Origin of the sequence: Streptomyces sp. NBC_01508 (assembly GCF_045040315.1) — a bacterium.
Taxonomy (GTDB): domain Bacteria; phylum Actinomycetota; class Actinomycetes; order Streptomycetales; family Streptomycetaceae; genus Streptomyces.
The window spans coordinates 4,669,312-4,691,125 of sequence record NZ_CP109419.1 but is presented as its reverse complement, the minus strand read 5'-3'; the positions used below and the strand labels follow the sequence as shown (position 1 = coordinate 4,691,125).

At 70.3% G+C, this 21,814-nt stretch carries 24 protein-coding genes and 2 pseudogenes; 11 read left to right on the top strand and 15 right to left on the bottom strand.

The window, feature by feature from the left end; genetic code table 11:
• Positions 1-150: 150 nt before the first annotated feature.
• Positions 151-1,419, top strand: a complete 1,269-nt coding sequence (locus tag OG700_RS21855) for a PP2C family protein-serine/threonine phosphatase (RefSeq protein ID WP_405616080.1) — start codon at positions 151-153, stop codon at positions 1,417-1,419.
• 39 nt (positions 1,420-1,458) lie between these two features.
• On the opposite strand, the gene OG700_RS21850 is transcribed toward OG700_RS21855, so the two are convergent.
• The 3 genes from OG700_RS21850 to OG700_RS21840 all read right to left on the bottom strand — a co-directional run bounded on the left by OG700_RS21850 (position 1,459) and on the right by OG700_RS21840 (position 3,107).
• A complete protein-coding gene (locus OG700_RS21850) occupies positions 1,459-1,800 on the bottom strand; it encodes a DUF2516 family protein (protein ID WP_405616078.1) in 342 nt (113 codons plus the stop codon).
• Between the two features lie 132 nt (positions 1,801-1,932).
• The gene (locus tag OG700_RS21845) at positions 1,933-2,613 is read right to left on the bottom strand and encodes a hypothetical protein (RefSeq protein ID WP_405616076.1); all 681 of its coding nucleotides are present in this window, start codon (positions 2,611-2,613) and stop codon (positions 1,933-1,935) included.
• Between the two features lie 17 nt (positions 2,614-2,630).
• Positions 2,631-3,107: a helix-turn-helix domain-containing protein gene (locus OG700_RS21840; protein ID WP_405616074.1), complete on the bottom strand. Its 477-nt coding sequence runs from the start codon at positions 3,105-3,107 to the stop codon at positions 2,631-2,633.
• A 266-nt stretch (positions 3,108-3,373) separates the two neighbouring features.
• Between OG700_RS21840 and OG700_RS21835 the strand changes: the two genes are divergently transcribed.
• Entirely contained in the window at positions 3,374-3,844 is a 471-nt protein-coding gene (locus OG700_RS21835) for a DIP1984 family protein (protein ID WP_405621872.1), read from the top strand.
• A 399-nt stretch (positions 3,845-4,243) separates the two neighbouring features.
• Here OG700_RS21835 and OG700_RS21830 read toward each other — a convergent pair whose 3' ends face one another.
• Together OG700_RS21830 and istB are read right to left on the bottom strand one after the other, a co-directional pair.
• On the bottom strand, positions 4,244-4,834 hold the full coding sequence (locus OG700_RS21830; protein ID WP_405616071.1) for a DUF4240 domain-containing protein: 591 nt from the start codon (positions 4,832-4,834) through the stop codon (positions 4,244-4,246).
• A 599-nt stretch (positions 4,835-5,433) separates the two neighbouring features.
• Positions 5,434-6,810: an IS21-like element helper ATPase IstB gene (gene istB, locus OG700_RS21825; protein ID WP_405616069.1), complete on the bottom strand. Its 1,377-nt coding sequence runs from the start codon at positions 6,808-6,810 to the stop codon at positions 5,434-5,436.
• A 501-nt stretch (positions 6,811-7,311) separates the two neighbouring features.
• On the opposite strand from istB, the gene OG700_RS21820 reads away from it, so the two are divergent.
• Entirely contained in the window at positions 7,312-7,572 is a 261-nt protein-coding gene (locus tag OG700_RS21820; protein WP_405616067.1) for a hypothetical protein, read from the top strand.
• 107 nt (positions 7,573-7,679) lie between these two features.
• Here the strand turns inward: OG700_RS21820 and OG700_RS21815 are convergent, their stop codons facing one another.
• A complete protein-coding gene (locus OG700_RS21815) occupies positions 7,680-8,348 on the bottom strand; it encodes a class I SAM-dependent DNA methyltransferase (protein ID WP_405616065.1) in 669 nt (222 codons plus the stop codon).
• Positions 8,349-8,413: 65 nt separating this feature from the next.
• Positions 8,414-8,680 carry a helix-turn-helix domain-containing protein gene (locus OG700_RS21810; protein WP_405616063.1) on the bottom strand — a complete coding sequence of 89 codons (267 nt, stop codon included), beginning with the start codon at positions 8,678-8,680 and terminating at the stop codon, positions 8,414-8,416.
• Positions 8,681-8,774: 94 nt separating this feature from the next.
• Here OG700_RS21810 and map point away from each other — a divergent pair, with 94 nt between their 5' ends.
• Entirely contained in the window at positions 8,775-9,548 is a 774-nt protein-coding gene (map, locus tag OG700_RS21805; RefSeq protein WP_405616061.1) for a type I methionyl aminopeptidase, read from the top strand.
• Between the two features lie 145 nt (positions 9,549-9,693).
• Positions 9,694-10,304, top strand: a pseudogene (locus OG700_RS21800) (VWA domain-containing protein); the annotation flags it as partial.
• A 74-nt stretch (positions 10,305-10,378) separates the two neighbouring features.
• Here OG700_RS21800 and OG700_RS21795 read toward each other — a convergent pair.
• Both OG700_RS21795 and OG700_RS21790 read right to left on the bottom strand, forming a co-directional pair.
• Complete coding sequence (locus OG700_RS21795) at positions 10,379-11,335, bottom strand: slipin family protein (protein WP_405616059.1); 957 nt, start codon at positions 11,333-11,335, stop codon at positions 10,379-10,381.
• Between the two features lie 114 nt (positions 11,336-11,449).
• Entirely contained in the window at positions 11,450-12,343 is an 894-nt protein-coding gene (locus OG700_RS21790) for a sigma-70 family RNA polymerase sigma factor (protein WP_405616057.1), read from the bottom strand.
• Positions 12,344-12,442: 99 nt separating this feature from the next.
• Here OG700_RS21790 and OG700_RS21785 point away from each other — a divergent pair, with 99 nt between their 5' ends.
• Positions 12,443-13,273: an SDR family oxidoreductase gene (locus OG700_RS21785; RefSeq protein WP_405616055.1), complete on the top strand. Its 831-nt coding sequence runs from the start codon at positions 12,443-12,445 to the stop codon at positions 13,271-13,273.
• A 24-nt stretch (positions 13,274-13,297) separates the two neighbouring features.
• On the opposite strand, the pseudogene OG700_RS21780 reads toward OG700_RS21785, so the two are convergent.
• Positions 13,298-13,492: pseudogene (locus OG700_RS21780) on the bottom strand (alpha/beta fold hydrolase); the annotation flags it as partial.
• 88 nt (positions 13,493-13,580) lie between these two features.
• On the opposite strand from OG700_RS21780, the gene OG700_RS21775 reads away from it, so the two are divergent.
• Positions 13,581-14,132: a GNAT family N-acetyltransferase gene (locus OG700_RS21775; RefSeq protein ID WP_405616053.1), complete on the top strand. Its 552-nt coding sequence runs from the start codon at positions 13,581-13,583 to the stop codon at positions 14,130-14,132.
• On the opposite strand, the gene OG700_RS21770 is transcribed toward OG700_RS21775, so the two are convergent.
• On the bottom strand, positions 14,111-14,605 hold the full coding sequence (locus tag OG700_RS21770; RefSeq protein WP_405616051.1) for a GNAT family N-acetyltransferase: 495 nt from the start codon (positions 14,603-14,605) through the stop codon (positions 14,111-14,113). The two genes, OG700_RS21775 and OG700_RS21770, sit on opposite strands and share 22 nt — an antisense overlap.
• Before the next feature lie 140 nt (positions 14,606-14,745).
• On the opposite strand from OG700_RS21770, the gene OG700_RS21765 reads away from it, so the two are divergent.
• Complete coding sequence (locus OG700_RS21765; RefSeq protein WP_405616049.1) at positions 14,746-15,162, top strand: cytidine deaminase family protein; 417 nt, start codon at positions 14,746-14,748, stop codon at positions 15,160-15,162.
• A gap of 174 nt (positions 15,163-15,336) precedes the next feature.
• On the opposite strand, the gene OG700_RS21760 is transcribed toward OG700_RS21765, so the two are convergent.
• Positions 15,337-15,708, bottom strand: coding sequence for a cupin domain-containing protein (locus tag OG700_RS21760; RefSeq protein WP_405616047.1), 372 nt, complete (start codon positions 15,706-15,708; stop codon positions 15,337-15,339).
• Positions 15,709-15,820: 112 nt separating this feature from the next.
• Between OG700_RS21760 and OG700_RS21755 the strand changes: the two genes are divergently transcribed.
• From OG700_RS21755 to OG700_RS21745, 3 genes are all read left to right on the top strand, one after another.
• Positions 15,821-16,636: a helix-turn-helix domain-containing protein gene (locus tag OG700_RS21755; protein WP_405616045.1), complete on the top strand. Its 816-nt coding sequence runs from the start codon at positions 15,821-15,823 to the stop codon at positions 16,634-16,636.
• Positions 16,637-16,669: 33 nt separating this feature from the next.
• Entirely contained in the window at positions 16,670-17,158 is a 489-nt protein-coding gene (locus OG700_RS21750; RefSeq protein WP_405616043.1) for a MarR family winged helix-turn-helix transcriptional regulator, read from the top strand.
• Between the two features lie 95 nt (positions 17,159-17,253).
• Positions 17,254-18,813 carry an MFS transporter gene (locus OG700_RS21745; RefSeq protein WP_405616041.1) on the top strand — a complete coding sequence of 520 codons (1,560 nt, stop codon included), beginning with the start codon at positions 17,254-17,256 and terminating at the stop codon, positions 18,811-18,813.
• Here the strand turns inward: OG700_RS21745 and OG700_RS21740 are convergent.
• The 3 genes from OG700_RS21740 to OG700_RS21730 are packed head-to-tail and all read right to left on the bottom strand — an operon-like array spanning position 18,794 to position 21,711.
• A complete protein-coding gene (locus OG700_RS21740; protein WP_405616039.1) occupies positions 18,794-19,327 on the bottom strand; it encodes a GNAT family N-acetyltransferase in 534 nt (177 codons plus the stop codon). The genes OG700_RS21745 and OG700_RS21740 overlap by 20 nt on opposite strands.
• 21 nt (positions 19,328-19,348) lie before the next feature.
• Positions 19,349-20,896, bottom strand: coding sequence for a carboxylesterase/lipase family protein (locus OG700_RS21735; protein ID WP_405616037.1), 1,548 nt, complete (start codon positions 20,894-20,896; stop codon positions 19,349-19,351).
• Positions 20,893-21,711, bottom strand: a complete 819-nt coding sequence (locus tag OG700_RS21730; RefSeq protein WP_405616036.1) for a TetR/AcrR family transcriptional regulator — start codon at positions 21,709-21,711, stop codon at positions 20,893-20,895. Before OG700_RS21730 ends, OG700_RS21735 begins: the two co-directional genes overlap by 4 nt.
• Between the last annotated feature and the right edge of the window lie 103 nt (positions 21,712-21,814).

Below are 21,814 nucleotides of genomic sequence, written 5' to 3'. Positions count from 1 at the left end.
GCGGGAAGCGGCATATGGCGCGGGATCTTCTCCGTACGGCGTTCCGGACGCCATTCCTTTCGGGCGCCGGCTACCGCTAGGGTCCCGGTCGGTGGGACGTCGATCGTCGCCCCACCGCGCCCTCGGGGGGAGGGAAGGACTCACAGACCGATGGCCGTACCTGTACCCGTGCCGCGCCAGCGCACGGGCTCGACAATCGAGAGTGCGCCCGCCCCGGAGACCTCCGGCGGAGGCGACCTCACGCTCCTCGTCATCGAGGACGATCCCGCGGGCACCTTCAGCGCGCCGGAACTCCCCGACGCGGCCGGCACCCGGGTCCGTATCCGCACCGCGCGCAACCTCACCGAGGCCGAGCGCCTGCTCACCGACGACATCCAGTGCGTCCTCGTGGACCTCGCGCTGCCGGGCCGGGACGACGAAGGCGACGGCGACGGCCTCGCGCCGCTCAAGCACGTGCTGCGGCTCGCGCCACGCCACGCCGTTCTCGCGCTGGCCGCCGAGGGCGACAGCGAGCGCGCCGCCGCCGCGGTGCGGGTGGGCGCGCAGGACTACCTCTTCCGCGACGAGCTGGACAGCAGGCTACTGAGCCGCGCCATCCGCTACGCCGTCGAACGCAAGCGCGCGGATGTCGCGCAGCGCCAGCTCACCGAGTCCCGGCTGCGGGCGCAGGAGAACGCCCGGCTGGAGCGCGGCCTGCTGCCCACGCCGCTCCTCGAAGGCTCGAACCTGCGTTTCGCCTCCCGCTACCGGCCCGGCCGCTCCCGCGCCCTGCTCGGCGGCGATTTCTACGACACGGTCCGTACGCCCGACGGCACGGTGCATGTGATGATCGGCGACGTCTGCGGCCATGGCCCGGACGAGGCCGCGCTGGGTGTGGAACTCCGTATCGCCTGGCGGGCGTTGACCTTCGCCGGGCTGAGCGGGGACATTCTGCTCTCGACGCTCCAGAAGGTGCTGGAGCACGAGCGGGAGAGCGAGGAGATCTTCGCGACGCTCTGCACGGTCGACATCGCACCGGACGGACGGCGGGCGGGGCTCTGCCTGGCCGGCCACCCGTCCCCGCTGGTCGTGCGCGCCGGGCGGGCGCCCGAGCTGCTCCCGTACGACGGGGGCGGCCCCGCGCTCGGCCTGCTCCCGCGCGCCCGCTGGCCGCGCCGCGAGGTCGGGCTGGGCGAGGCGTGGAGCCTGCTGATGTACACGGACGGGCTGATAGAGGGCCGCGTCGGAGCCGGCACGAAACAGCGGCTCGGTCAGGACGGCATGGTCGAGATGATCACCGCCCAGCTGGCGCGCGGCCTGAGCGGCGAGGAGCTGCTGGAGGCCGCGGTGGCTCAGGTTCGGGAGCTGAACGGTGGCGAACTGACGGACGACGTGGCCGTCCTGCTGCTGGACCGGGGCCGGGTGGCGGCCACCGCCTGAGCGGGCTCCGGACTCACCGGCCGCCGTCGTACGGTCCGATCACCGACCGCCGTTGTACGGCCCGTACGGTCCGTCGCTGCTGGAGCCGCCACTGCGGCGCCCGCCGCCCCCACCGCCACCGACCTGCTTGATCGCGGGGCGCACATCGACGAAGTACACGATGACCGCGATCAGCCCAATGATCGGCAGGAAGGACAGGAGCGGGAAGATCAGGCTCACCACGAGGGCAATCGCGAGAATGATCAGCCAGAACGGCTTGGTCTGCTTGTCAGCCGCGCGGAAGGCGTCCTCACGCCGGATGAACGCGTCGACCAGCGCGAAGCAGGCGAACACGGTCAACGGAATACTCAACAGCGCCACGAGCCCGTCGAAGCCGGCCATCAACACGTTGCCCACCGCCCGTTTCTGTCCGAATCATGTGCCTGATCGTGTGCCTGATCGTGTGCCGACAAGGTACCCGTACAACGGACCGGACACCGCTGAGGTGCCCGGTCCGCCCTCATCGCCTCGCTGCTACTTGCCCGCCGGAGGCGTGGCCTTCTTCGCGGCGGCCTGCTTGCGCGCGGCCGGCTTGCTCGTGGTCGTCTTCCTGGCGGCGGGCTTCGCCCCGGTGGCCCCGGCCTCCGGCCTGGCCGCCTTCGTCTCGCTCTTGACCGCGGGCTTGGCGGGCGCGGGCTTGGCGGGCGCGGGCTTGGCCTGGGCGGGCTTCGGGGCCGGCTTGGCCGCCGGCTTCCTCGCGGGCGCGGGCTCGACGGCGATGGCGATCTCCGTCATCTCGTCCGCGGCCTCGCCGCGCCAGCTCCGTACGGACTGCTCGCCGCGCTCGGCGACCTTCTCGTACGTCTCACGGGCCTTGACCGCGTACTCCGCGGCCACGCCCACGCCCCGCAGCGCCAGGTCCTGAGCGGTCTCGCCCAGCTTCTTCAGATCGGTGTCCAGCGACCCGAGCGCCTCGGTGACCTTGGCCTGAACGGTCGTCTGCGCCTCCTTGGCCTGCGAGGCGACCCTGTCCTGGACGAGCTTGGGGTCCGCGTTCCGTACCGCGTCGATACGGCCCGGGGCCTCCGCGCGCAGCTGCTCGATCAGCCCGGGAACCTTCTTCGCCTGCTCGACGGCGAGGTCCGCCGTACCGGCCGCGAAGTAGAGGGGGGTCGGGTCGCTGAACGTCTTGCGCAGGTCGTCGGTGATGGCCATGACTGTGGTCCTCCGGATCAGTGTGAGGGTGGGGTGGCGGCACCGCCGCCGGCCGTACCGGGCGTGTCCCCGTCGGCGTCCCCGATACCGGTACCGGCGCCCTTACCGGCCGGTCCCGCGGTCGCCGTCGCTTCCGTGCTCTCGGTGCCGAGCCCGTTCTCCTTACGGAAGGACTCGTAGATCTGCAGAAGCACCTGCTTCTGCCGCTCGTTGATCGACGGGTCGGCGAGGACGACGGCACGCGTCTCCAGCTCCTCGCGCTCCCGCTCGTCGAGCATCCCGGCCTGTACGTACAGCGTCTCGGCGGAGATCCGCAGCGCCTTGGCGAGCTGCTGGAGGATGTCCGCGCTCGGCTTGCGCAGGCCGCGTTCGATCTGGCTGAGATACGGATTGGACACCCCGGCGGCCTCGGAGAGCTGCCGCAACGACAGCTGCGCGTTGCGCCGCTGCTCGCGCAGGTACTCACCGAGATTGCCGACGTTGAGTGATGCCATGACTCCAGGGTGCCCACTCTTGCTAACTTTTGCAAGCACCCGCTTGCAAAAGTGTTCCACGCAACAGGGGCGCCGGGTGACGGAAATCCTTTGCTGGCTGTCCGTCCTCAGCCGTGCTGTCCGACTCTCTTTCGTAGCGCTCCGAGCGGCTGTCCGCTCTCGCTCCAGTGGATGGTCAGGGCCTTCTGTGGAAGGAAATTCAAGTGCGTATGAGCTGGTTCGCACTCGTATACTCGTGCGAGCTCATGGAGGGGGAGGTGGAGACAGTGAAGCTTGCTGAGGCACTGGCAGAACGTGCGGAGGCGACGCGCCGGGTAGAACAGTTGCGAGCGCGCGTCGTCGGCAGTGCGCGGTACCAGGAAGGGGAGGCGCCCGCCGAGGATGCCGCCCAGTTGTTGGCTGAGGCCGGTGAGGTGCTGAGCGCTCTGGAAACGTTGATCCGGCGGATCAACCGGACCAACGCCACCGTGGAGATGGGTCCCGACGGCACGCTCACCGATGCCCTCGCACGCCGGGATGTCCTGCGGTTGCGTCACTCTGTGGTCACCGCGGCGGCGGACGCGGCGGCGGGTAGCGGCGAGCGGGGATACGGCCGGCAACTCCGGTCCGAGCTGATGATGCTTTCCGCGCTTCCGGTCGCGGAACTGCGCGGTCAGGCGGATGTTCTCGCGCGGGAGATCCGCGAGGTCGATGTGCGGATCCAGCGTACGAACTGGGAGGTGGATCTGCTGGACTGAGGAGTCCAGCAGACGGGGACGATGTGGAGCAGGTAGCAGCTTCGGAGGCGTGCACACACCGAGGGCCGGCGGTTCCGGCCCACTCCTGGCGCGTGAAGAGCAACGCGGGGTTCGACTCCCCATCAACAGTGCAGCTCAGCACGGCGCACAGGTAAAGGTGCACATCGCACAGCACATCACCACGTGCAGATCCGAAGCGGTGAGGGCGGGTTCGGGGTTTTCCACATCGCAGCACCATGGACAACAGCGGTCCGAGGACAACGGGGGCGTGCGAATGGCTGATGGCACAGGGCATCGAGTGGTTCGAGAGCTCCGCTGAAGAGCAGTCCAACACCCTGCGTCTGCGTCTCCTGTCGCATTTCTGCGTCCAGGCCGGCCTGATTCCGCGCGCTGCCGCCCCTACCGGGCCAGCGGCCGCAGGGGGAACATCGCGCTCAGCCGAGGCTGTTTGCGCGCTGCCTCGCCTTCGCTCCGCACGTCCCACTGCTCGCCGAGTGGTCCTCGGCTACGCCCCGCATCGTCCTGCTCGGCTTCGACGGCTTCGTAGAAGGTGCCGCCGCGGTCGTCGATTCCGGTGAGGAGCCCGTACGCCTCCATGGCGACGTAGTCGAGGGGCTCCCACTCGGGCCAGTCGTCGTTCCAGAGCTCGCGAGGGCGAGCCATCAGGCACTGAACCTCAGGGGTGTCGGCCAGAGCGTCGGGATCGGCCACTGCCCGAGAGAAGGCGTTCTGGCCAAGCCCCACCATCCACAGGCCGAAGTAGCAGAAGCCGTCGTCCGAACACCAGCCGCCGAAGATCCGCTCCGCCGCAGCCCATAGATCCCAGGTGAAGGCTTCGTGCGTCACTTCGTCCAGGCGAACCTGGAACTGCACGATCTCTGTCAGTGGCCTCCGCGACAACTCGTCACGCAACCACGCGAGCCGTTCGTCCCGGCCCCGCGTGTGCCGTCGGCACTCTTCGATGAGCTTCCAGAAGGAATCGATGTCCACGCCGGCACTGTGTCAGGTACCTCTGACACCGCGGTCGGCGGACTGTGTCCGCGTCCGGGGCACGGGTTCCGGACGGGTCAACCTGCGTACCCATCTCATGGCGCGGATGAAGGACTCTCATAGGCACCGGTCTGACCTTGACCGGCTGACACGATCGGGCCGACATCACACATTCAAGTTGAGTAAATTCCTCGGTCACACGGCGCGGGACGGCGGGACGCCACTCGCGGTCGCGTGCTGTCGCGTGCTGGTGGATTCCCTCGATCGTGATGTGGGCGATGGCGGTCGGCGCGGCGTATGCCTTGGCGTCGGCACATGGGCCGGGCAGTAACGCGTCCACCGTCCGAAGAACCATCGGTTGTCGCGGACGAGGGATACGGGATCGGCGCGAGACATGCGTTGCGGGTAGTGCGGGTGAACCAGTCGGGAAGTCGGGCCTGTTCACGTTGCTTCCGCCGAGCGGCCGGTGTCGTCGAAGACGGTGTTGCGGAGACGGAGACGGCGGCGGGGAGTGCGGTGGACGGGTTCGGTGGTCTCGGGGATCGGTGGGACCAGGGCCGGGACGGCCTGGTCCCACCGGAACCGGAACGAGCAGGCCCCTAGCGGACGGTCGGGGACGCGAAGCCGAAGCCGCCGTGGTCGCGCATCCGGTAGTTGTCTCCCTCGACGCTGATGATCTCGGAATGGTGGACGAGGCGGTCGATCACGGCCGAGGCCACCGCGGTGTCGCTGAGGACGAGGTCCCAGCCGCTCAGGGGTTTGTCGCTGGTGACGATCAGCGAGCCGCGCTCGTAGCGGTGCGCGACGAGGGAGAAGAAGAGCTGGGCCTCTGCGGCCTGGAGGGGGAAGAGGCCCAGTGCGTCGACGATCAGCAGGGGGTACCGGTCCAGCAGGGCCAGTTCCTCGGTGAGGCGGCCCGCGGCCTTGGCGTCGGCAAGTCGGGCGGCCCATTCGGCAACGGTGGCGAACCGTACCTGGTGGCCGGCCTGGCAGGCGCGCGTGCCGAGGGCGACGGCGAGGTGGGTCTTGCCGGTGCCGGGTGGGCCGAGGAGGACCACGTTCTCCTTGGCGGTGATGAAGTCCAGCTTGCCGAGCATTGCCACGGCCTCCCGGTCTAGTGACCGGGGGTAGTGGTGGTCGAAGTCCTCCAGCGCCTTGGGGGCGGGGAAGCCCGCGGCGCGGATACGGGACTCGGCTCCCGGACCCCCGTACGACGAGGCCGAGGCCGACTTCACCGCCGAAGCGGAAGGCGCCGCCCGCCCTGCCGGCGTGGCATCGTCGTGCCACCCGGTGGACGGCTTCGGGATCAGGCGCCGGTTTCCTTCTCCGTGAGTGTCCGCATGGCCACTGCCCTCATGGCCGCCGCACGCGTGACCGCTCTTCCGCGGCTCCAGCATGGGGCCCGACATATAGGCCAGAATCCCGGCGGACACGATGAAGGCCATGTGGATCACGGTCCCCCAGAGCAGCGCGTGCCGGGAAGTGTGGTGCACGTCGACGAACATCTGCAGCAGATGGACGGACGAAATGCCCACGATGGCGGTGGCGAGCTTGACCTTGAGCACGTTCGAGTTGACGTGCGAGAGCCATTCCGGCTGATCGCGGTGGCCCTGGAGGTTGATGCGCGAGACGAAGGTCTCGTAGCCGCCGACGATCGTCATGATCAGCAGATTGGCGATCATCACGACGTCGACCAGTTTGAGGACGGCGAGCATGACATACGTTTCGTCGGCGTGGCCGTTGATGACATGAACGATTAATTTCCACAGCTCGTTGAAGAACTTGTAGACATAGACGCCCTGTGCGGCGACCAGGCCGAAATAGAGCGGGGCCTGGAGCCAGCGGGTGGCGAAGAGGGCGTATCCGAGCGCGGCGGGCGCGAAACTCGCGACGTCCTTCGGGTCGCGGAACGAGCCCGGGGCCGGAGCCAGGGATGAACAGCTGTGGTCGTGGGCGGACGTGTCATGACTGGTCAACGGCATCTCCAACGACTGCTGCGACGGGTGGCTCCATCATTCTGATGGGCCTTCGCCGACAATTTGAATTCGGTGCACTCGTTGGGATGAATAGAATTTCATTAGGACAAGAGCCAGTTCATGCAGTTGCGCGTCACACGCACATCAGGCGCCGTTTTCAGCGGGGCGAACGGGAGTCCTCGGGCAATGGGAATGAGAGCCGCATTACGCAATCGGTGAAGGGAGGGGGCAGATATTTTGCGGGTGCCCGGCGCGGGCGTGACCTACGGGTTCGTGATCCAGCACCGCTACGCCGCGTCCGTTAAGCCCGGTGTGAGAGCCGGGCGGGCAGGTCGGCCCCTGGCCCCTGGGCTTTGCCCCCAGGGCACACTCGGCGCATCAACTCCAAATCCGACCTCTGCGGCAGGGATGTCTCGATGGACAGCTACCCGGACCTGGTGGAGAAGACGTCTTACGAGGATTGCGGCCCGAGCCCCATCGCGCAGCCGTGAAAACGGCATCTTGGACGCATTTGTCACCAGCCATCCATGGGCCGTCCACACCGCGCGGAACTCCAATGGCGAGCGACATCCGTCGAAAGCCGATCCGGCGGAGGACGTCCCCCTCGTCGTGACCGTCGACGGCTCCAAACCCGCGCGGCGCGACCCGGTCGTGAAAGCACTCAACGCATGGATCAAAAGCGGCGAGTACGGCGAGACCGAGGAACTGGTCCTGTCCGACTGGCTGGAGCGGGTGCGGACCGGCGAGAACTCACGGAGATGAGCGAGCGCGAGTACTTCGCCAACGTCGGCCAGCGCCCTGGCACGTTCGTCGGCGAGAACCGACCTGATCTTCGGCTCCTGACCCGAAGCGAGAGCCACGGCTGCTTCTCAGCGGGGTCGCTCGGCCATGACGACCAGACCCGGCCCGCTCCGCTCGTCGGCGGGGAGCCGAAGTTCGGCGACCGGGCGCAGTCCGGCCCGTTCGATCAGGTCCACGAGTTGTTCCGGGCGCCATTGGCGTGTCGTCCAGCGGACGGGCACGCCTCCGTAGCCCTCGGTGCGCTCCACGTCCTCGTCGCCGACGTGCGTGGCCGTGATGAAGTGCCCGCCCGGCTTCAGGGCGCGTGCGAACACGGCGAGCACCTGGGGCAGGACGTCACGGGGGAGGTTGAACAGCGACCACCACCCGAGCACGCCGCCGAGGGTGGCTTCGCCGAGGTCGAGGTCGGTGGCGGAGGCGACGCCGAAGCGGCAGCCGGGATGAAGGCGGCGCGCGTTCTCGATCATGCGAGGCGAGAGATCGACGCCGGACACGTCGAGTCCGCGTTCGGCGAGGTAGGCGGTCACCGTTCCCGGTCCGCAGCCGACGTCGAGGACGGGACCGAGGCCGCCCACGGTGTCGGCGAAGGCGTCGATCGACGCCTTGAGCCATGGATGGCTGCGGATGTCGCCGACTCCCGTCGTCACCACCATGTGGGCGTAGTTGTCGGCCACGCGGTCATAGGACTCACGGACCGCGTCGAGATCGGCCGGGCGTTCAACGGGGTGGGCGCGCATCGGGCAACGGTAGTACGCGACGGCCCCGTTGGGGCGTTCGGGTGGCTGCCGCCGGACGAAAGACGCTAAGAGGCCTGGCTCAGTGCGGGATCGGTGCGCCAGACGGCGGCGAGTTCGGACAGGGGTACGCCGAGTACCTCGCTGAGCCGGACGATGGTGCCGAACGCGGGCGTCGGCAGCCGGCCGGTCTCGATCTTGCGCAGGGTCTCCGGCGAGATCTCCGCCGCCAGCGCCACTTCGACGGGGCGGCGTCCCGCTCGGGCCGTACGCAGCGCTGCCCCGAGGCGTCGGCCCGCCTCGATCTGTTCGGGGGCGAGCGGATGACGGACCATGCGCCCATGCTAGGGCCGCTGATGTCCGGCGGGCAACAGTCCACCCTCTGGTATAAATATACCTGCCGACCGCCCCTGGGAATCGAGAATCGCGTTGATCGAGCACAAATCCCCCGAAGACATCGAGCGCATGCACGTCACCGGACAGTTCGTCGGCCAGGTGCTGGCCGAACTGGGTGACCTCGCGAGGGTGGGGGTCAACCTGCTGGAGCTGGAGCAGCACGCCCGCCGCCGGATCAAGGAGCGTGGTGCGGAGTCCTGTTACTGGGACTACGCGCCCTCGTTCGGCAAGGGCCCGTTCCGTAACGTGGTGTGCCTCTCGGTCAACGACGCCGTGCTGCACGGACTGCCGCACAGCTACAAGCTGCGTGACGGGGATCTGCTGACCATGGACATGGCGGTGCGCGTCGACGGCTGGGCCGCGGACTCGGCCCGCTCCGTCGTCGTCGGCACCCCGGCCGAGGAGGACCTGCGGCTGATCGAGGCCACCGAGGTCGCCCTGGAGGCCGCGATCAAGGTCGCCCAGCCGGGCAACAGGCTCGGGGACATCTCGGCGGCCATCGGCGCCGTCGCCGCCGAGTACGGCTACCCGGTCAACCTGGAGTTCGGCGGTCACGGTATCGGCCGCACGATGCACGAGGATCTGCACATCCCCAACGACGGCCGCTCTGGCCGTGGCTGGAAGCTGCGTCCCGGTCTGACGATCGCGATCGAGCCCTGGTTCGCGGCCGGCACCAACAAGATCGTCTTCGACCCGGACGGCTGGACGATCCGCTCGGCGGACGGCTCGCGTACGGCTCACTCCGAGCACACGGTCGCCATCACCGAGACCGGCCCGCGCGTGCTCACCCGGCGCCCCGGGAAATAGGGCTTCCCCGTCGCCGAGTTGTCTTGACTCCGGCCGACGGGCCGTCTCCGCGTACGACTCAGCGGCTCCGCGGCTCAGCGGCTCCGCTGTCACCTTCGGCCCAACAGGGCTCCACAGGCGAGGAGTTGCGCATGGAAACACGGGGCGCCACGCCGCCGGGGAGCTGATGCTCTACGACACCCAGGGCGAGCGGGCCACCGGCCGGGGCGCCGTCATCGCGTGCGTGGACACCTCGCACTCCATGTACGTGCCGGGGCCCGGCGGAGTCACCAGGGAGGCGTGGGCCAAGGCGTGCGCCCTGGCGGGCTGCTGGATCAGGCCCGGCACGCCAAGCGCGACTTCGTCGGCATCCTGTTCGCCGCCGCCGACAAGATCCAGGTCTTCCGCTTCCCGGCCGGGGAGTCCGCCGACATCGCCCGGGTGGTCGACTTCGCGGAGACCTTCCTGGGCGGCGGCACCAGCTACCGGAGACCGCTGACCGTGGCCGGCGAACTGCTGGCGGAGGAGTTCGACGACACCGCCGGCATGCGCGGCGACATCGTGATGATCACCGACGACGAATGCGGCGTCAGCGAGGAATGGATGCGTGGCTGGAACGACGCCAAGCGGCGGCTGGGCTTCCGTGTCTTCGGCGTGGCCATCGGCGCGCCGGGTGCCGCCGAAGCCGGGTCGGTCCTGGACGCGCTGTGCGACAACCTGCGGTCCATCGAGGACCTGACGGACGTCCATGCCGCCGCCGACCTCTTCCGCGTGATCCGACCCGGGACTCGGGGTCCCGGGTCGGATCACGCGGATTCCGGCGCCGTTCAAGGGGCCGGACAGCCGGGTGGTCAGACGCTCGATGTCTCCCGGCGTTGCGTCTGCTGCTTCTTCTCTTCCTTCTGCGGTTGCGGCGGCGGTTGCGGCGTGGGTGTGGGCGCCACGGCCTCGGGGGCTTCGGTGGCCTCGGTGGCCTCGGCGCCTTCGGTCGCCGGGGCCGCCTGGCCGGCGGCGCCCGAGACCGCCTTCACGGCCTGGACGGTTTCGGCCGGGGTGGCGCGCTCCAGGAAGCGGAGCAGTTCGACGGGGAAGGGCAGAACGAGCGTGGAGTTCTTCTCGGCGGCGACAGCCACCACGGTCTGGAGCAGTCGCAGCTGAAGCGCGGCGGGCTGACCGGACATCTGCTCGGCCGCCTCGGCGAGCTTCTTCGACGCCTGAAGCTCCGCGTCCGCGTTGATGACTCGCGCACGGCGCTCACGGTCCGCCTCGGCCTGACGCGCCATGGACCGTTTCATGGTCTCCGGCAGGGACACGTCCTTGATCTCGACCCGGTCGATCTGCACGCCCCAGCCGATCGACGGGCTGTCGATCATCAACTCCAGGCCCTGGTTCAGCTTCTCGCGGTTCGAGAGCAGATCATCCAGATCGCTCTTACCGATGATCGACCGCAGCGACGTCTGCGCCATCTGCGACACCGCGAACCGGTAGTCCTCGACCCTGATCAGCGCGTCCGCCGCGTCGACCACCTTGAAGTAGATCACCGCGTCCACGCGCACGGTGACGTTGTCGCGCGTGATGCCGTCCTGGGCGGGGACCGGCATCGTCACGATCTGCATGTTGATCTTGTTCAGTCTGTCCACGAACGGAACGATCAGCGTGAATCCGGGCCCTCGGATGCCCTCGCGCAGCCGACCGAGACGGAACACCACGCCGCGCTCGTACTGCTTGACGACCCGGGCGGCCGACATCGCGAAGATCCCGCACACGCATATCACCGCTATGACCGCTATGACCAGTCCCTCGACCATGATGAACTCCTGACGCCAAAGGTGTCACTAACCACGATATGCCCCAAATGACCCAATGGTCGATCGGCGATCGGCGATCGGTGATGGGCGACCGGCGACCGTGCCGTCACCGGCTCACGCGTCGAGAACCGCCACCTCGACCCGCCCCAGCCGGTCCGCGTCCGCGATGATGTCGATCCCGGTGATCCTGTCGTCCACGATCGTGAACGCGAGCACCAGGAACAGCCGCCCGCCGGGGGCCATCACCAGCCCGGGCGAACCGTTCACCAGCGCGGGCCGGGTGAACCTGCCGCGCCGCGCCGCCACGGACGCGCCCTTGGCCACGCGCTGGGCACCGTGCAGCGTGAGCGGTACGGGGGTGGGGCCGGCCGACCGGTCGGCGCGGAGGATCACGCCCGAGTCGAGCAGCGCGAGAAGCGCCTCGAAGTTCCCGCGCCTGGACGCCGCCAGGAAGGCTTCGACGACGTGGCGCCGGCGCGCCAGATCCGCCTCGGGTACGGGCGATGCCCCCTTGACCCGGCGGCGCGCACGGCTCGCGAGCTGTCTGGCCGCCGCCGGGGAGCGCTCGATCATCGGTGCGATCTCCCCGAAGGGGACGGCGAACATGTCGTGCAGTACGAAGGCCAGCCGCTCGGCCGGCGCCAGCGTGTCCAGTACCACCAGAAGCGCCAGCCCGACGGAGTCGGCCAGCACCGCCTCCTCCTCGGGGTCGTACTCCCCCTCGCGCGGCGCGACGGGCGGCCCGTCCTGGCGGCCCGGTACGTCGAGCGGCTCCTCGCGCCGCGAGGCGCGCGTACGGAGCATGTTCAGGCACACCCGTGCCACCACCGTGGTCAGCCAGCCGCCCAGATTCCCGACCTCGCCGGTGTCGGCGCGACTGAGGCGCAGCCAGGTCTCCTGGACGGCGTCGTCGGCCTCGCTCGCGGAGCCCAGCATCCGGTAGGCGACCGCGCGCAGACGAGTCCGGTCTTCTTCGAAACGCTCCAGGAGCCACTGGCTCTCGTCCATCGCGTCACATTCCTCGGTCGCCGGGTGTCAGTGCAGTAGATCCTCTCAACCCGCCGATGCGGCCGGGAAGCACCCGGTCGGCGAGAAATTGGAGCAGCCATGACGTCATCGATCCTGGTCACAGGCGGCACAGGAACCCTCGGCCGCCTCGTCACGCCCCTGCTGCGCGACGCCGACGACAAGACACGGGGGGTACGGGTGCTCAGTCGGCACGGCCGCGGGTCCGAGAACAGCGGTGAGGACAGCGGCGAGAACGGCAGCGGGAACGGCAGCGGGGGCGGCGTCGAGTACGTCACCGCCGACCTGCTCAAAGGGGAGGGAATCGAGGCCGCGGTGGACGGCGCCGAGATCGTCCTGCATCTCGCCGGCGCCGCCAAGGGCGACGACGAGGCGACCCGGAATCTGGTGCGGGCCGCGTCGCGTACCGGCGTACGGCACCTGGTCTACGTCTCGGTCATCGGCGCGGACCGGATTCCGCTCGGTTATCCCAGGGCCAAGCTGGGCGCGGAGCGGGCCGTGGCCGAGTCCGGGCTGCCGTGGACGACGCTGCGGGCGGCCCAGTTCCACGACCTGGTCCTGACCATGGTGCGCGGCATGGCGAAGCTGCCGGTGATCCCGGTCCCCGGCGGACTGCGGATGCAGCCGGTCGACGCCCGCGACGTGGCGGCCCGGCTCGTGGAGCTGGCCCTCGGCGAACCGGCCGGCCGGGTGGCCGACCTGGCCGGGCCGGGGGTGTACGGGCTCGGGGAGCTGAGCCGCGGCTACCTCCGGGCGCGCGGCACGCGCCGGCCGGCGGTGCCGCTCCGGATTCCGGGAAAGGTCGGGCGCGCGTACCGGGCCGGGGAGAATCTGACGCTCGACGGGGCCGACCTCGGCAAGCGGACCTGGGAGGACTTCCTCGCGGAGCGGGTGGGCGGGGTGAGCCCCTGACCAGGCCCGTTCGGCGTCGTGGCGTCAGCTCCGGAGCGTGCGGAAGAACGCCCGTACGTCGTCCACCAGCAGCTCCGGCACCTCCATCGCCGGGAAGTGGCCGCCCCGGTCGTACGAGGTCCAGCGGGTGATGTTGTTCGTCCGGTCGGCGATGTGGCGCAGCGGGATGAAGTTGTCGTGCGGGAAGTCGGCCAGCGCGGTCGGGACCGTGGACGGCTCGCGGCTCTGCCCGCCGGGATGGGCCGGGATCGTACGGATCGGAGACGCCGCCGTCGTCACCACGCCGGACGCGCGGGGCGCCGAGGCGATGCGCGCGGCCGTACGGAAGCTGGCGTACGAGCAGCTGGCCGACCCCGTTCGGCTCGGCGCCGCCCTGCGCGGCACGGCCGCCCCGGTGCTCGACGTGCTGGGACCCGCCGCGCTCTCCTACCTGGACCGGGAGGCGTTCGTACCCGCGCTTGCCGAGGACGCGGGCGTGCGGGTCGAGCGGGTGGCACGCGACGACTCCGCGCTGACCGCGCTGCTGGCCGGTGTCGGCGAGGACGACGCGGGCGAGAGCGGTCTGGACGAGATCACCTCGCCCGCGTTCCTGCTCCGCGGAAGCGGGGCCACGGACAGGGCCGTCGTGGCGGCGGCCGGTTACGTGACCTGGCCGCGGTCGGTCGGCCATGTGTGTGTCCTGGTCGCCCCGCACCGGCGGGGCCGGCGGCTGGCCCGGATCGTGGCCTCGGCGGCGGTGTCGCACGCGCTCGACGCCGGTCTGCTGCCGCGGTGGCGGGCCCGGCCGTATCCGTCGCGGCGGGTGGCCGCGGCGCTCGGATTCCGGGAGCTGGGCGCTCAGCTCAGCGTGCGGATGTAGTTCGTGGCGGGGCGGCCGTCGATCTCGATCTCGCCGGTGGCGACGAATCCCGTACGGGTCAGCACGGCGCGCGAGGCGGGGTTGTCGTGGGTCGTCTTCGCGCGCAGCGTGGTCAGCCCGTACGTGTCGGCGGCCAGCGCGCAGATCTGCCGGACGGCGTCCGTCGCCAGGCCCTTGCCCGCCGCCTTCTCCGCCATCCGGTAGCCCAGCTCGGCCGACCCGTCCGCCACGTCGACCAGGTTGAAGCGCCCGATCACCTCGTCCGTCGTACTGCCGTCGCCACTCACCAGCACATGGAAGTAGTGCAGCCCGGCGCCCTGTTCGGTGAGCAGGTCGCCGTGCCGTGCGGCGAAGTCGGTGAAGTAGGAGTCGCCCCGGTCGGGGATCGAGGCGGCGAAGTAGGCCCGGTTCTCCCGCTCGAATGCGAGCAGTGCCGGAGCGTGGTCGAGAAGGAGCAGCTGAAGTTCGGGCATATCCGCACGCTACCCGGCGGCGGCCGGGTCATGGCTGGGTATTTTCGGCTCGGAGCGCACGTCAAGGGGCGTGTGGCGGGGGCGCGCCGCCGCCGTATATCGGTGGGGCGGCGGGCCGCCCGCGCGTACCGTTCCGTCGCATGACTGCTGACCTCGATCATGAACTCGATCGTGAACTCACCGAACTCGTGGATGCGGCGACCCGGCTCGTCGTGGCCCACGCAAAGGGCGACGACCACACCATGGCGTGCGCCGCCCGGAACCGGGACGGCCGGATCATCACCGGTCTGAACGTGTACCACTTCACCGGCGGCCCCTGCGCCGAGCTGGTGACCATCGGCGCGGCGGCGGCCGTCGGCGCGTACGACCTCACCACCGTCGTGGCCGTCGGGAACGACGGCCGGGGTGTGATGCCCCCGTGCGGGCGCTGTCGCCAGGTGCTGCTGGACTACTTCCCGCGGATCGAGGTCGTCGTGGGGACGCCGGACGGTCTGCGGGCCGTGCCGGTACGGGAGTTGCTGCCGTACGCGTACGAGTTCGTCCCGGACGTGCCCTAGTAGCCCCTAGGGTCTTTCGTTTGGATCTTGCCGGGCTCGCGGTCCCTGGCACCGCGCCTCGCCGCGTTGACGGCGGAAGGGGAGGCACGGCTCCCGCCATGCCGCTCTCCTCCGCCTCGCGATCCACGGCACCAGACCCCGCTCCCTCATCCGGCCTGACCCAAACGAAAGACCCTAGTCCAAAATCTCGGCCGTCTTGGTCATCGGCCCGCCCGCGCTGCCGGTGTTGATCGTCCCTGTCGGTTCGATCAGCAGGATCGCGGTCTCCTCGTCCGCCACCGGGCAGTGTTCGACCCCACGCGGAACCACGAACAGCTCACCGGGCTCCAGCACCACATCGCCGTCCCTGAGTTGGATGGTCAGCCGCCCGCTGATGACCAGGAACAGCTCATCGGTGTCCTCGTGGGTGTGCCAGACGAATTCGCCCTTGAGCTTGGCCAGCTTGACCTCGTAGTCGTTGAGCACGGCCACACTCTTCTGCGACCACAGCTCGCCGAACTGCGACAGCTTGTCGGCGAGGTTCACAGGAACAACAGGCTCGGACATACGGCACCCTTCCTCAAGGCCGGTCGCCCCGGGGTCGCTCCGCACGCCCCGCGTTCCGGCCGGCCCCATCAGGCTGCCGCGCCCGGACTCACGTGTCTTGTACGTTTTTAGCATGACCGGAGACCGACCCCGCACGTCCGTCAGAGCGTGGAAGCCGCCGGTCCCGGGGATCGCCGAGGTCTTCCACGCGCGCTTCACCGACCACGCGTACCCGGCCCACACCCACGACACGTGGGACCTGATGATCCTCGACCACGGCTCGGTCGATTTCGCACTCGACCGCCGCCGCCATGAGGCGACCGGCACCGCCGGCGTCATCCTGCTGCCTCCCGGCGTCTCGCACGACGGCCGGACGGTCACACCGTCGGGCTTCCGCAAGCGCAATCTCTACCTCGACGAGTCCGTGCTCCAGCGGCGACTGGCCGGCCGCGCGGTGGACGGTCCGGTCTTCGACGACGGGCCGCTGCGCGACCGGATCCACCAACTGCACATGTCCCTCAGCCATGCGGGAGAGACGTTCGAGGCGGAGTCCCGCCTCTCGTTCGTCCGGGAACGGCTCCACATACATCTGGACGCGCTCCGCCCCCGCACACCGGGCCGTGAGGCGAACCGGCTGGCCGTCACGTTGCGGGAGTTGCTGGACGCGCGGACAGCCGCCGGTATGTCCCTGCGTGAGGCCGCCGCCACCCTGCACGTCCACCCCACCCATTTGATCCGCTGCTTCAAGCAGACGTACGGCCTGCCGCCGCACACCTACCTCACCGGCAAACGCATCGACCGGGCGCGTCAACTGCTCCTCGACGGCCACCGCCCCGCCGAGGTCGCCACAGCCGTGGGCTTCCACGACCAGGCCCATCTGAACAGGCACTTCACCCGCCACGTGGGCACGACGCCCGCGCGCTACACGGGCAGATACGTTTCGGGATAATCCGCCACGGATCGAATTGTTACGCTGGCGAGCATGACCGCCATGACGCCCGCCCGGAGCGAACCGGACCTCTCCTATCTCCTCGACCACACCAGCCACGTCCTGCGCACCCGGATGTCGGCCGCGCTCGCCGGGATCGGGCTGACCGCACGGATGCACTGCGTCCTCGTGCACGCCCTGGAGAAGGAGCGCACCCAGATCCAGCTCGCCGAGATCGGCGACATGGACAAGACCACGATGGTCGTCACCGTGGACGCCCTGGAGAAGGCCGGACTCGCCGAGCGAAAGCCGTCCAGCACGGACCGGCGGGCGCGGATCATCGCGGTCACGGAGGAGGGCGCCCGGCTCGCCGCGCGGAGCCAGGAGATCGTCGACGGTGTGCACCGGCAGGCGCTGTCGGCGTTCTCCGACGCCGATCGCGAGGTCTTCCTGCGGTTCATGAACGGCCTGGCCGGCGGGGAGTTGGCCACCGCGTCCGAGACGGCGGGGACGGCGAGGCGGGCGCGCCAGCGCGAGAAGTAAAGGAACTCCCGAGAAAGATAGTCTGCAACGGGACTATCTATTAAGGTCTTTCCTGTCGGCCCGGTTCACGGGCGATCCATCGACGGGGGAGACCCATGTCCGCAGACACGAGCGCAAGTACGAGCGCAGACGCCGATCGAAACACCGGCCCAGGCACGAGCGCAGACACCGGCCCAAACATCGGCCCGGCGGGCACCGCGCCAGGCACCGCGCCAGGCGCCGGGCCAGGCGCCGGGCCAAACACACCCCTCACCGCCCGCACCCGCGCCCTCGCCCTCGGCGTGCTCGCCTCGGGCATGCTGATGATCGTCCTCGACGGCTCCATCGTCACCGTCGCGATGCCCGCCATCCAGGACGACCTCGGCTTCTCCCCCGCCGGCCTCAGCTGGGTCGTGAACGCCTACCTGATCGCCTTCGGCAGCCTGCTGCTCCTGGCGGGCCGGCTCGGCGACCTGCTGGGGCGCAAGCGCGTGTTCCTCGCGGGCACCGGCGTGTTCACCGCCGCCTCGCTCCTGGCGGGCGCCGCGACCTCGCCCGCCGTACTGATCGCGGCCCGCTTCCTGCAAGGCGTCGGCAGCGCGATGGCGGCGGCGGTCAGCCTCGGTATCCTCGTCACACTGTTCACCGAGCCGGGTGAACGCGCCAGGGCCATCGCCGTGTTCAGCTTCACCGGCGCCGCCGGGGCGTCCATCGGTCAGGTCATGGGCGGGCTGCTCACCGACGCCCTGAGCTGGCACTGGATCTTCTTCATCAACCTGCCGATCGGGCTCGCCGCCCTCGCGGTCGCCGCCCGCGTCCTGCCCGGCGACCGGGGCGCGGGCGCCGGTCGCGGTCTCGCCGCCGGCGCCGACGTCGTGGGCGCGCTGCTCATCACCGCCGGGCTGATGCTGGGGATCTACACCGTGATCGAGGTCGAGCGGTACGGCTGGGTCTCGGCGCACACGCTGGGTCTGGGCGCCCTCGCCGCCGCCCTGATCGGCGCGTTCGTCGCCCGCCAGGCGACTGCCAGGACTCCGCTCATGCCCCTGCGGATCCTGCGTTCGCGCAGTGTCGCCGGGGCGAACGTCGTGCAGATGCTGATGGTCGCCGCGCTGTTCTCGTTCCAGATCGTCCTGGCGCTGCACCTCCAGCGGGTGCTCGGATACGGCGCCGCCGAGACCGGTCTCGCGATGCTGCCGGCCGCGATCGTCATCGGCGCGGTGTCGCTGGGGGTCTCCGCCCGGCTGAACGCCCGCTTCGGCGAGCGCACCGTCCTGCTCACCGGCCTTCTGCTGCTGATCACGCTGCTCGCGCTGCTGAGCCGGGTGCCCGAGCGCGCCGACTACGCGACCGATCTGCTGCCCCTGATGCCGCTCGCCGCCGGATTCGGGCTCGCCCTCCCGGCGCTGACGTCGCTCGGGATGTCCGGCGCGGGGGAAGAGGACGCGGGGCTGGCGTCGGGGCTGTTCAACACCACGCAGCAGATCGGGATGGCGGTGGGGGTCGCCGTCCTGTCGACGCTGGCGGCCTCGCGGAGCGAGGGCCTGCTGGCGGGCGGCGCGAGCGAGGCCGAGGCGCTGACCAGCGGCTACCACCTCGCCTTCGGCGTCGGGGCCGGGCTGCTGGTGGCCGCGTTCGCGGTGGCGTTCGCGGTGCTCAGGCCTCGTACTCGGTGAGGTCGATGGAGTGGATGTTCAGCGCGAAGCCGTACTCGGGGTGCTTCGTCTCGCGGTCGAGGGTCAGGTCCAGCTTGCGCAGCACGTTCTCGGACTCGTCGTTGCCCATCCGGTTGATCGCGACGACGCGGTCCAGGCCCCGGTCCTGGAGGGCGAACTCCAGGACGGCTTGGGCGGCCTCGGAGGCGTAACCCTGGCCCCAGAACTGGGCGCCGAGCCGCCAGCTGATCTCCACGTCGGGCAGCACCTCGGGCAGGTAGTCGGGTACGGACAGACCGGCGAAGCCGATCATCTCGCCCGAGGCGAGCAGTTCGACCGCGAAGAGCCCGAAGCCCTCCTCGTCCCACTCCTCCTCCCAGCGCTCGATGTCCTCGGCCGTCTCGTCCAGGTCGCGGACCGAGCCGTCGCCGATCCAGCGCATGACCTGCGGGTCCGAGTTGATCTCGGCCATGGCGGCGAGGTCGTCGTCGGTCCAGCGGCGGAGGAGGAGGCGGGGCGTGCGGATCTCGGTCATGCGCCCATCCTGTCAGGCTGGTCAGGGGTGGATGTCCGCGTAGTCGGCCGCCCGCCACGCGGCGCGGAAGCCGTCGTGCGCGTCGTGCGTGTCCGGGTCGTGCGCGTCGTGCGCGTCGTGCGCGTCCGGGTCGTGCGCGTCCGGGTCGTGCGCGTCCGGGTCGTCCGTCGCCCAGATCCGTACGGTGTCCGTCCCCCAGCCCGGCTCGCCCGTCGCGGCGAAGTCCGCCCACGCCCGCACCATGCGGCGCGACAGCTCGTAGTCCTCGGGGAGCGGCGGGCCGCCGATGAGGAACGCGGTCTCGGGGTCGGCGAGGGTGCCGAAAGCGAAGGGGACATCGGCGCAGTGCCATGGGTGTACGACTCCGACTTCCGTGACGCGCCTTCTGGCGAAACGGGAGAGATACGTCCTGCGGCCCGCGTCGGCGTGGCGCTCCGCGAGGCGGCTGCTGTACTCGGCGAAGGACATGTCGCCGTAGACCGCGAGGTAGATGTCGAGCACGGGCGCGTCGGGCAGCCGCGCCCGGTACGCCGGTACGAGAGTGTCGGGGAGCCCGAAGTCCTTTGCGAACTGCGCCAGTTCACGGTCCGTCGTGATCTTCTTGCTGCTGCCGACGGCGTCCAGCAGCCAGTACTCCTCGGTCGTGTGGCAGACCAGCAGGTCGACGTCGGCGCGGTCCGCCGCGTCGGCGGCGAGGGGGTCGGCGGGCAGCAGCACCCCGTCGACGACCGGGCCGTAGAGCACCGGGTCGTAATGGCGCGGACCCGCCGCCGGGTCGTCGCGGAGGCGGGCGACGACCCGATCGGACGCGCGGACCAGGTCGTACGGGGACGCGCCCGTCAACCCGGCCGCCGTGGGCGGGACTTCGGCGGCCCGCGCCACGAGGCGCGTGGTGTCGGCGGCCAGTCGGGGCGAGTAGGCGGGGCCGACCGCGCTGTGGGCGATGGCGCGGCGGAACAGCCCGCGCGCCCGGTCCGTCACCGTCAGACAGGCGACGGACGCCGCGCCCGCCGACTGCCCGGCGACGGTGACGTTGGCGGGGTCGCCGCCGAAGGCCGCGATGTTGTCGCGCACCCACTCCAGGGCGGCGATCTGGTCGAGCAGACCCCGGTTCTCCGGATATCCGGCTGCCGGGACATGGCCGAAGCCCTCGAAGCCGAGCCGGTAGTTGAGGGTGACGACGACCAGCCCGGCGCGGGCCGGCACCGTGGCGTCGAATTCCGGCTGGGCCGACGAGCCGAAGGTGTACGCGCCGCCGTGGATCCAGACGAGCACGGGCCGCGCACCCCCGGCGCCGCCGCCCGGGCCGTCCGTCCAGACGTTCAGATTCAGCACGTCCTCGTCGCCGGGCGACCACGTCAGCGCGCCCGGCAGTTCGGCGGACTGCGGCGCGACCGGCCCGAAGGCGACGCACTCCCGGATGCCCCGCCATGGGCGGGCGGGCCGGGGCGCCTTGAAGCGGTCGGGGCCGAACGGCGGTGCGGCGTACGGAATGCCGAGCACCGCGACGACACCGGAGGCGGTCCGGCGGCCCCGTACCCGCCCGTTCACCGTGGCGAAGAGCGTCATCCGGCCGTATCTCCGCGCCCGCCCACACTGCCGCCCACACCGCTGTCCCCACCGCGCTCGCGCACCAGCACCTCGATCCCGTCCAGCAGGCGCTCCAGCCCGAAGGTGAAGTCCTGGTCGGGGTCCTCCGGTTCGTCCGGTACGTCCAGTACGCCGGCCGCCAGCATCTCCGCGACGGACGGGAAGCGCGCGGGGTCGGCCAGCCTCCGCATCGTGCGCCCGTATCCGGCCAGCACGTCGTCCGCCGTCCTGCCGCTCGCCGCGACGGCGGCGGCCAGGTCGGCGCGCAGCGTCGCCTCGTGCCCCACATAGCCGTTGACCAGCAGGATCGCCGACAGCTTCTCGCCCCAGTCGAGCCGGGTGCCCTCCAGCGCGACCAGCCCCCACTCCCACCAGGCCACCATCCGGGGCGTGGCGGGCGGGCCGGACACCGGGATACGCAGCGCCCACAGGTTCTCGTCGTAGACCCGGCGTATCGCCCACGCCCACCCCCCCAGCGCCGTACGCCAGTCGGTGCCCGGCGCGGGCGGCGCGGGCGGGTCGCCGATGATCGCCTCCTGCATCAGCATGTACAGCTCGTCCTTGGCCGCGACGTACCGGTAGAGCGACATCGGCGAGACGCCGAGCTTCTTGGCGACGCGGCCCATCGAGACGGCGGGCAGCCCCTCCGTGGCGGCGACACCGACGGCCGTGTCGACGATCCGCGCCAGGCTGAGGCCGGGCTTGCGCCCCTTCGCCGGGCGTTCGCGCAGCCCCCAGGCGGCTTCGATGCTGGCCGGCAGCCCCGTACCGCCGGCACCGTCCTCGTCCGTCATGTCTCCGCCCTCCCCGCTCACACTCCCGCTTGACGCCATCCTAGTTATGCGTAACCCTTACACATCAAGCGTAAGGGTTACGCATAAACGCATCGACGATGCG

What these genes read in the sequence shown, in the direction of transcription:
- OG700_RS21745 (WP_405616041.1), top strand. Translation starts at nt 17,254, where the DNA reads ATGTCCGCAGACACGAGCGCAAGTACGAGCGCAGACGCCGATCGAAAC.
- OG700_RS21730 (WP_405616036.1), bottom strand. Translation starts at nt 21,711, where the DNA reads ATGACGGACGAGGACGGTGCCGGCGGTACGGGGCTGCCGGCCAGCATC.
- OG700_RS21750 (WP_405616043.1), top strand. Translation starts at nt 16,670, where the DNA reads ATGACCGCCATGACGCCCGCCCGGAGCGAACCGGACCTCTCCTATCTC.
- OG700_RS21815 (WP_405616065.1), bottom strand. Translation starts at nt 8,348, where the DNA reads ATGCGCGCCCACCCCGTTGAACGCCCGGCCGATCTCGACGCGGTCCGT.
- OG700_RS21765 (WP_405616049.1), top strand. Translation starts at nt 14,746, where the DNA reads ATGACTGCTGACCTCGATCATGAACTCGATCGTGAACTCACCGAACTC.
- OG700_RS21790 (WP_405616057.1), bottom strand. Translation starts at nt 12,343, where the DNA reads ATGGACGAGAGCCAGTGGCTCCTGGAGCGTTTCGAAGAAGACCGGACT.
- OG700_RS21740 (WP_405616039.1), bottom strand. Translation starts at nt 19,327, where the DNA reads ATGACCGAGATCCGCACGCCCCGCCTCCTCCTCCGCCGCTGGACCGAC.
- OG700_RS21850 (WP_405616078.1), bottom strand. Translation starts at nt 1,800, where the DNA reads ATGGCCGGCTTCGACGGGCTCGTGGCGCTGTTGAGTATTCCGTTGACC.
- OG700_RS21855 (WP_405616080.1), top strand. Translation starts at nt 151, where the DNA reads ATGGCCGTACCTGTACCCGTGCCGCGCCAGCGCACGGGCTCGACAATC.
- OG700_RS21785 (WP_405616055.1), top strand. Translation starts at nt 12,443, where the DNA reads ATGACGTCATCGATCCTGGTCACAGGCGGCACAGGAACCCTCGGCCGC.
- OG700_RS21840 (WP_405616074.1), bottom strand. Translation starts at nt 3,107, where the DNA reads ATGGCATCACTCAACGTCGGCAATCTCGGTGAGTACCTGCGCGAGCAG.
- OG700_RS21775 (WP_405616053.1), top strand. Translation starts at nt 13,581, where the DNA reads ATGCGCGCGGCCGTACGGAAGCTGGCGTACGAGCAGCTGGCCGACCCC.
- OG700_RS21810 (WP_405616063.1), bottom strand. Translation starts at nt 8,680, where the DNA reads ATGGTCCGTCATCCGCTCGCCCCCGAACAGATCGAGGCGGGCCGACGC.
- OG700_RS21770 (WP_405616051.1), bottom strand. Translation starts at nt 14,605, where the DNA reads ATGCCCGAACTTCAGCTGCTCCTTCTCGACCACGCTCCGGCACTGCTC.
- OG700_RS21845 (WP_405616076.1), bottom strand. Translation starts at nt 2,613, where the DNA reads ATGGCCATCACCGACGACCTGCGCAAGACGTTCAGCGACCCGACCCCC.
- OG700_RS21760 (WP_405616047.1), bottom strand. Translation starts at nt 15,708, where the DNA reads ATGTCCGAGCCTGTTGTTCCTGTGAACCTCGCCGACAAGCTGTCGCAG.
- OG700_RS21755 (WP_405616045.1), top strand. Translation starts at nt 15,821, where the DNA reads ATGACCGGAGACCGACCCCGCACGTCCGTCAGAGCGTGGAAGCCGCCG.
- OG700_RS21735 (WP_405616037.1), bottom strand. Translation starts at nt 20,896, where the DNA reads ATGACGCTCTTCGCCACGGTGAACGGGCGGGTACGGGGCCGCCGGACC.
- OG700_RS21795 (WP_405616059.1), bottom strand. Translation starts at nt 11,335, where the DNA reads ATGGTCGAGGGACTGGTCATAGCGGTCATAGCGGTGATATGCGTGTGC.